This window comes from Actinacidiphila paucisporea, from assembly GCF_900142575.1.
Classification (GTDB): domain Bacteria; phylum Actinomycetota; class Actinomycetes; order Streptomycetales; family Streptomycetaceae; genus Actinacidiphila; species Actinacidiphila paucisporea.
This window is the reverse complement of the sequence record NZ_FRBI01000040.1, coordinates 43,878-50,513: the sequence shown is the minus strand read 5'-3', so window position 1 is coordinate 50,513 and position 6,636 is coordinate 43,878. Positions and strand designations below refer to the sequence as shown.

Here is a 6,636-nt window from a genome sequence, read left to right as displayed (position 1 = left end):
AGGAGGCGCCGGCCTGGGTCAGGCACACCAGTGTGACCCGCTTGTCGGACGCGTCGCCCCGCCGTTCGACCAGGCCGGATTCTTCCAGCACCCGGACCAGGGTCGTCATCGCGGGCTGGGTGACGCCCTCGACCGCGGCCAGATCGGTGATGCGCCGCGGGCCGGTCCGGTCCAGGGTGGCCAGGGTCGCGGCGGACGTCAGGCTCATGTCCCGGGGCAGGCGTCTCGCGGTCCTGGTGGCCAGGCGGTAGAGGGCTGCCCCGATGGCGGCGGACGCGCCAGGAGCGGTGTCGTGACGACTCATGCTCAAAGCATAACAGTTTTATATTTAGAATCTATGGAAATTGCCGACTGGCCCGGCTCCACGGGCTGGTCCCTGCGAGAGCGGGGCCGTCGTCTCACAGGTCCAGGACGACGTCTCCGGCAGGTTTGGAGCAGCAGATGAGGATGTTGCCGTCGGCGGGGGGTTCGACGGGGTCGGGTGAGTAGTCGACGCTGCCCGATATCAGGGCGAGTTCGCAGGTGTGGCAGACGCCGGTGCGGCAGGACCACTGGACGGGTACGTCGCAGGCTTCGGCGAGTTCGAGCAGGGAATCCTGTGCGTCGTCGTTCCAGGGGACGTTGAGGCCGCTGCGGGCGAAGGAGATCTCGGGCCCGGTGCCGGGCGGGCCCGCGGGCTGGTGGGGGGCGGCCGTGGTCGTCGTGCTCTTGATTCCGGGGGTGATCGCGGCGCCCGCGCCGAAGGCCTCTGTGTGGACGCGGGAGGCGTCGAGACCGCATTCCACGAGAGTGGCGGTGAGGCTGTCCATGAAGGCGGCCGGCCCGCACAGGTAGGCGTCGGCGTCGGTCGGCAGGCCGAGCCGGCGGACGGGCTCTGACGACAGGCGGCCTGCTTCGGTGTAGTCGACGCCCAGGCGGTCCGCGTCGGTGGGTCGGCTGTAGTAGACGGTCGACTGTGCGTTGGGGAGGGCGTCGATCAGGTCGCGGCACTCCTGGGCGAAGGGGTGCTCGGTGCCGTCGCGTGCTCCGTGCAGCCACCGCACCTGGCGGTTGGAGTGGTGGCGGGCGAGGGTGTGCAGCATGGCCAGAACAGGGGTCACGCCGACGCCGACCGACATCAGCACCACCGGGTTGTCGCCGTCGGCCAGGCAGAAGGTACCGCGGGGTGCGGCGGCCTCCAGGCGGTCACCGACCCGGATGTGCGCGTGCAGCTCGTTACTGGCGGCGCCGTGCGGCTCGACCTTCACACTGATCCGGTACGTGCCGGTGCCCGGCTCGCCGGACAGTGAATAGCTGCGGATCAGAGGTGGCACATCGCCTTCGGGCTGGACCTTGACGGTGAGGAACTGTCCCGGCAGCGCATCCGGGAGGGCGGAGCCGTCCGCGGCGGCCAGGCTCAGGGAGAACACGCTGCGGCTCTCCTGTTGGACGCGCGTGACGGTCAGGGGGCGGAAGCCCGGCCAGCCGGGTGGCGGTGCGGTGGCCGCGGTGTTCAGCCCCGCGCTGCCCGACGAACCGCCGCCCTCGCCGTCGGGCTGGTCCAGAAGGGCCTTCATGGAGCCCTGCCAGCCGGGGCTGAGCGCCGGGATGCGAAGCGCCCGTTCGACCTGGTCCCGGGTGTGCCCGGGCAGGTAGAGCACTCGGTCGATCTCCTCGACGGTCATCGCCTCCGGGCCGGTGGAGACCTTGATGATCTCCTCCCCGGCCTCGACCTCGCCCTCCTCGATCACGCGGAGGTAGAAGCCGGGGCGGTGGTGGGCCACCAGCAGTGCCGCCATCCGCGGCTCGCCCATGCGCAGACCCACCCGGTAGCAGGTCACCCTGGGCTGGGTGACCTCGAACAAGGCACCGCCGACGCGGTAGCGGTCCCCGATGCAGACCTCGTCGTCGGGCAGCCCGTCCACGGTGAAGTTCTCGCCGAACTGTCCGGGCGCGAGGTCGTTGCGCCCCAGCTCGTTCGCCCAGAAGCGGTACGAGTCGAGCTGGTACGCCAGCACGGCCCGCTGCTCACCGCCGTGCCCGCTCAGGTCCCCCTGGCCATCGCCGTCGATGTTCAGCCGCCTGACGAGCCGAGGCCCGGCGACGGTCTGCTTGTAGACGCCGGTGTGCACGGTCTTCCCGTGCCAGGGAACGTCTACCGGCATCCCCACGTTCACTGCCGTCAACGTAGCCATCATGCCTCCTTGCCTGCGGCGCCTTCCCGATCCGCTCCGGCTGGGAAGGACGTCGCATCAGGTTCTGGCCCTGGCTGCCGTGACGGCTGAACCGTGGCGTGATCCGTATGCGCATCTCCGTCACGCGCACATCACATCCAGCGGAAGGTGCGGCACGCGCCGCCGCGCATTAGGTGAGGACGCGGCCGAGGAAACCGTGGATGTAGCCGCTTATGGCGTCCAGGTGGGTTTCCAGGGCGAAGTGCCCGGCGGGCAGCAGATGGACCTCGGCGTCCGGCAGGTCGCGGGAGAAGGCCCGTGCGCCGTCCGGCCCGAAGATCTCGTCCCGCTCGCCCCACACCGCGAGCAGCGGCACCTGGCTGGTGCGGAAGTATTCCTGCAGCTTCGGGTATCCGTCGATGTTCGTCGGATAGTCGCGGAAGAGCGCGAGCTGGACCTCGTCATTGCCGGGCCGCTCCAGCAGGAGCTGGTCGAGGGTCCAGGTGTCGGGGCTGACCAGGCTGGTGTCGCTCGCGCCGTTCTCGTACTGCCAGCGTGTCGTGCCGGGGCTGAACTTGGCCCGTGCGCCCGGCTCGGTGTCGCGGCTCGGGCCGGTGGCGTAGGCGAACAGGTCGTCCCAGTCGTCCGCCAGCGCGGGGACGAGGTGGCGGAACATATGCGAGCTGCTGGGGAATCCGTGCAGCAGCACCACGACGGGTGCGTCGCTGGGCCCGGCCTCGCGGTAGAAGACTTCCTGGCCGTTCACGGTCGCGGTCTTGTGTCGCGTGGGTAGCATATAGACCTCCGGGCGCCCTGGGCGCGGAACAGCGTGCAATCCGCCCGCATACAGCCCGGTTCGATGCGACCGGGCTTGAGGCGGGCGCCGCGGAGGCGGGGCCATTTTCCCCTGAGCCGCCTGATGGCCCGCGGCAGGTGGCGCCGCCAAATGCCACAGCCTCTACGCTAGACGCGGACCGCAGCGAGGGCAACGCAGGTGAACCGGTTCTTCATCGCCTCCGCCTCCACGACAGACGAGGCCGATGTCTCCCATCGCGGCGGCAACCCCGGATTCACCGGCACTCCCCCGCAGTACTCACGGTTCAACCCTCCAGCAGCCCCGGCACCACCAGGAGGTCCTCAGCGGTTCCGATGGTCACCTGACACGGTGTGCGATGCTGTCGATCGCGGCGTCGGCGATCCGGTTCCTGGTCTTCGCGTCGACCCCTGCCTTGCCGAGCGCTTCCAGCCCGCGATGCGTGGTGAGGATCAGTCCGCCGAGCGCCTCGGCGTCGGCGGCCGGATCAAGGTGCCCGGCGCGCTGCGCCTGCTCGACAAGCCGGCGGCAGCTGTCGAGCAGCGTTTCGTACGCCGCGAGTGACCTGGTCGCGATGGCGTCGTTCTCCGACGCCAGTTCGGCCGTGGCCTTGGCCAGCAGGCAGCCAGGCTGACCGGTGTGGTCGTCCGGCGCTGTGAGCCATTTGCGGAGGCGGTCGAGGGCCTGGTCCTCCGGGCCTTCGAGCATGGCGGCGACGCCCTCTTCGGAGTCTGCGCAGTAGTCCTCGAATATTCGCCGGAACAGGGCCTCCTTGTCGCCGAACGCGCCGTAGAGGCTTCCCTTGCTGAGTCCTGTCGCGCGGGAGAGATCGTCGACCGAGGTGCCGTGGTAGCCGGTTTCAGTGAACTGCCGGCGCGCGGTGGCCAGGACGTCTTGCTCGCTGAATTTCCGTGGTCGCCCCATGCCACCACTGTATGCCGTTCTGAACCATCGGTCCAAATCTTCTGGACGTTCGGTCCAGAACTCACTATAGTGGACCGTATGTTCAGAACCGGCACTTCGCCCGACGCCACCGAGTTCGCAGGAAAGCGCGCGATCGTCACGGGAGGCAGTCGGGGGATCGGCGCGGCCATCGTGCAGCGGCTGCTCGACGGCGGCGCGACCGTCGTCACCACGGCGCGTAACGCCACCGACGAGACGCCGAAGGCCGCCACCTTCATTCGCGGCGACATCCGCACGCTCGCGGGCGTGCAGGCATTCACCGCGGCAGCGCTCGACGAACTCGGCGGCGTCGACATCGTGGTCAACAACGCGGCGGCGGCACGCGCCCACATCGGGGGCATCTCGTCCATCCCCGACGAGGAATGGCTCGACGCACTCGACCTCAACTACCTGTCCGCCGTGAGGGTCAACAACGCGCTGCTGCCGGCGCTGCGCGAGGCCGGGCCGGGCGGCGTCATCGTCAACATCTCGTCGGGAGCGGCCCTCACGCCGGCGCCGCCACTGGCTCACTACGGTGCCGCCAAGGCCGCCCTCAACGCCTACAGCAAAGCGCTCGCCTCCGAGCTCGCGCCTGCCGGAATCCGCGTCACCACGATCATCCCCGGCAATGTGCTCACCCCGGGCGCCGACGCGATCCGCCAGGACTTCGCCGACGCGATGGACGTCCCGCTTGCCGCCACCACAGCAGGCGTCCCCCTGGGGCGTCCCGGAGACCCGCGCGACATCGCCGAGGCCGTCGCCTATCTCGCCTCGGACCGGGCTCAGTGGGTCACCGGAGTAAGCCTGACAGTCGACGGCGGTGAACTCCCCGTCGTCTAGCTCCCGGTTCGGTCAGCCTCTCGTACGGCCGCAACGCCCGGCTACTGTCTGCTGGGCGCGCTCGGCCAAGGCGGCTTCAGCACGTCTCCCTCAGTTGTCCGGCGTGCGCACGGTGAGGATGGCGATGTCGTCGTCGTTCCTCGTGCCGGCGGGGCGGGTGCGTTCCAGCAGCAGGTCGGTGAAGGCGGCCAGTGGGCGGTGGGCCAGGGATGCCGCGTGCTTGCGGAGTTGTTCCAGGCCGTCGTCGATGGGGCGATCCCGGCTTTCGACCAGGCCGTCGGTGTAGAGGACCAGGGTCGAGCGGGGCGGCAGCAGAAGGGTGGCGTCGGTGCGGGCGGCCGCCAGGCCGGTGCTCAGGAGCAGGCCGTGTCCGTCGGTGAGGTAGTGGGCCTGCCCGTCGTGGGTGACCAGCAGCGGCGGCGGGTGGCCGGCGTTCGTCCAGGTGAGTTGCCACGCGCTGTCAGCGGTCTGGGCCAGGCTGCCGAAGACCAGCGTGGCCATCGATACACCCGTGAGGTGGGCCATCGAGCCGTCCAGCCGGTGCACGATGGCGCTGGGCGGCTCGTGGTGCGTCCACGCGTAAGCGCGGAGCATGCTGCGCACCTGCGCCATCCCCGCGGCGGCGTCCAGGTCGTGGCCGACCACGTCTCCGATGACCAGCGCGGTCGTATCGTTGGCCACGGTGAACGCGTCGTACCAGTCGCCGCCGACCTGCGAGTCGTCCGGCGCGGGCAGGTACCGCGCGGCCATCTGCAGCCCCGGCACCGAGGGCAGCTGCGGCAGCAGGTGGCGCTGCATGGTCTCGGCGACCTTGCGCTGGCGCTGGTAGAGCCGGGCGTTGTCCAGGGCCAGCCCGGTGCGGCGGGTGATGTCCCCCAGCAACGACAGCTCCGCCCCGGTCAGCGGCTCACGGTCCGCCGACCGGCCCAGGGTCAACGCACCGAGCACATCCCGCAGTCCCCGTATCGGCGCGATCGCCGCCGACACCATGCCGGTCGCTTCGAACAGCCGTTTCTGCTCGATGGCTATACCGGAGTCCGGTGCCCCCTGATAGGTCTGCGGTGTCACCAGCGTGGAGGCCGCGCCGCGCAGCGCCCGCGACAGGGGCATCGGAGACTCCTCAGGCACCGGTGGCATCGGCCCCTGCAGATCCTCCCGGGCGACGAGCGCGCCCTCCTCGTAGTGCACGACGATGGCGCGCTCCACCTCGTCGGCCTCGGTGATCAGGTCGATCACCGCCCAGTCCGCGATCCGGGGAACCACCAGGCGAACCAGGCGGCGCAGAGCCTCGTCGCTGTCGAGCGTCGACGTCAGCTGCGTGGTGGTCTCGGCCAGCAGCGCCAACCGCTCCAGCTCCGGCAGAACCGAGCCGGGCGCACCCGGCAGATCGGCTCGGCCCGACCCGCGGTCCGGGTCGGTGAAGACGACCACCGTTCCGGCATGCCCGCCCGCGGAGGCGTACGGTGCCACGAGCCAGGAAAGCTTGACCAGCGACCCGTCACCCCGCTCGAACCAGCCACCGCCGATCTGCGTGCGCCGGGCCAGGAACGCCTCGAGCATCCCGCACTGGGCCCTGGCCAGCGGCTGGCCGTACCGGTCGCGGTGCAGCAGCTCGTGGGCGTCCTGGCCGAGGAGTTCGGTCGCGCCTCTGCCCAGGAGACGCTCCGCATGCGTGTTGACCTGGGTGAACGTCCCACGTTCGTCCACCAGGCATACCGCTGCGTCCAGCATGTCGGGAAGACCCGCCGGACGGGTCGAACCGGACGCAGGCGCGTTGTCAGCCTCGAAGTCGGACACGACCTTCCGCGCCTCCTCCAGCGCTCCAGAGATTTGCCGGGACGAGTCTCCCACGTTCCGCCACGAACAGCAGTACGACTCGAAGTCATG

6 protein-coding genes are annotated in these 6,636 nt (G+C 70.0%); 1 reads left to right on the top strand and 5 read right to left on the bottom strand.

Features of this window, described 5'->3' with window-relative positions:
• The 4 genes from BUE44_RS33490 to BUE44_RS33475 all read right to left on the bottom strand — a co-directional run.
• On the bottom strand, positions 1-208 hold a 208-nt coding region (locus BUE44_RS33490), incomplete at its 3' end, for a MarR family winged helix-turn-helix transcriptional regulator (protein ID WP_143172635.1).
• Between the two features lie 190 nt (positions 209-398).
• The gene (locus BUE44_RS33485; RefSeq protein WP_322940988.1) at positions 399-2,144 is read right to left on the bottom strand and encodes an MOSC and FAD-binding oxidoreductase domain-containing protein; all 1,746 of its coding nucleotides are present in this window, start codon (positions 2,142-2,144) and stop codon (positions 399-401) included.
• 199 nt (positions 2,145-2,343) lie between these two features.
• Complete coding sequence (locus BUE44_RS33480; RefSeq protein ID WP_073502795.1) at positions 2,344-2,949, bottom strand: alpha/beta fold hydrolase; 606 nt, start codon at positions 2,947-2,949, stop codon at positions 2,344-2,346.
• Between the two features lie 357 nt (positions 2,950-3,306).
• A complete protein-coding gene (locus BUE44_RS33475) occupies positions 3,307-3,891 on the bottom strand; it encodes a TetR/AcrR family transcriptional regulator (RefSeq protein WP_073502794.1) in 585 nt (194 codons plus the stop codon).
• A gap of 78 nt (positions 3,892-3,969) precedes the next feature.
• Between BUE44_RS33475 and BUE44_RS33470 the strand changes: the two genes are divergently transcribed.
• The gene (locus BUE44_RS33470) at positions 3,970-4,749 is read left to right on the top strand and encodes an SDR family oxidoreductase (protein WP_073502793.1); all 780 of its coding nucleotides are present in this window, start codon (positions 3,970-3,972) and stop codon (positions 4,747-4,749) included.
• A gap of 90 nt (positions 4,750-4,839) precedes the next feature.
• Here the strand turns inward: BUE44_RS33470 and BUE44_RS33465 are convergent, their stop codons facing one another.
• Positions 4,840-6,480, bottom strand: coding sequence for a SpoIIE family protein phosphatase (locus BUE44_RS33465; RefSeq protein WP_079190313.1), 1,641 nt, complete (start codon positions 6,478-6,480; stop codon positions 4,840-4,842).
• Positions 6,481-6,636: the final 156 nt, after the last annotated feature.

Bases quoted from the DNA above. Each gene is read 5' to 3' on its own strand.
- BUE44_RS33485 (WP_322940988.1), bottom strand. From the start codon at position 2,144: ATGCCGGTAGACGTTCCCTGGCACGGGAAGACCGTGCACACCGGCGTC.
- BUE44_RS33480 (WP_073502795.1), bottom strand. From the start codon at position 2,949: ATGCTACCCACGCGACACAAGACCGCGACCGTGAACGGCCAGGAAGTC.
- BUE44_RS33475 (WP_073502794.1), bottom strand. From the start codon at position 3,891: ATGGGGCGACCACGGAAATTCAGCGAGCAAGACGTCCTGGCCACCGCG.
- BUE44_RS33470 (WP_073502793.1), top strand. From the start codon at position 3,970: ATGTTCAGAACCGGCACTTCGCCCGACGCCACCGAGTTCGCAGGAAAG.
- BUE44_RS33465 (WP_079190313.1), bottom strand. From the start codon at position 6,480: ATGCTGGACGCAGCGGTATGCCTGGTGGACGAACGTGGGACGTTCACC.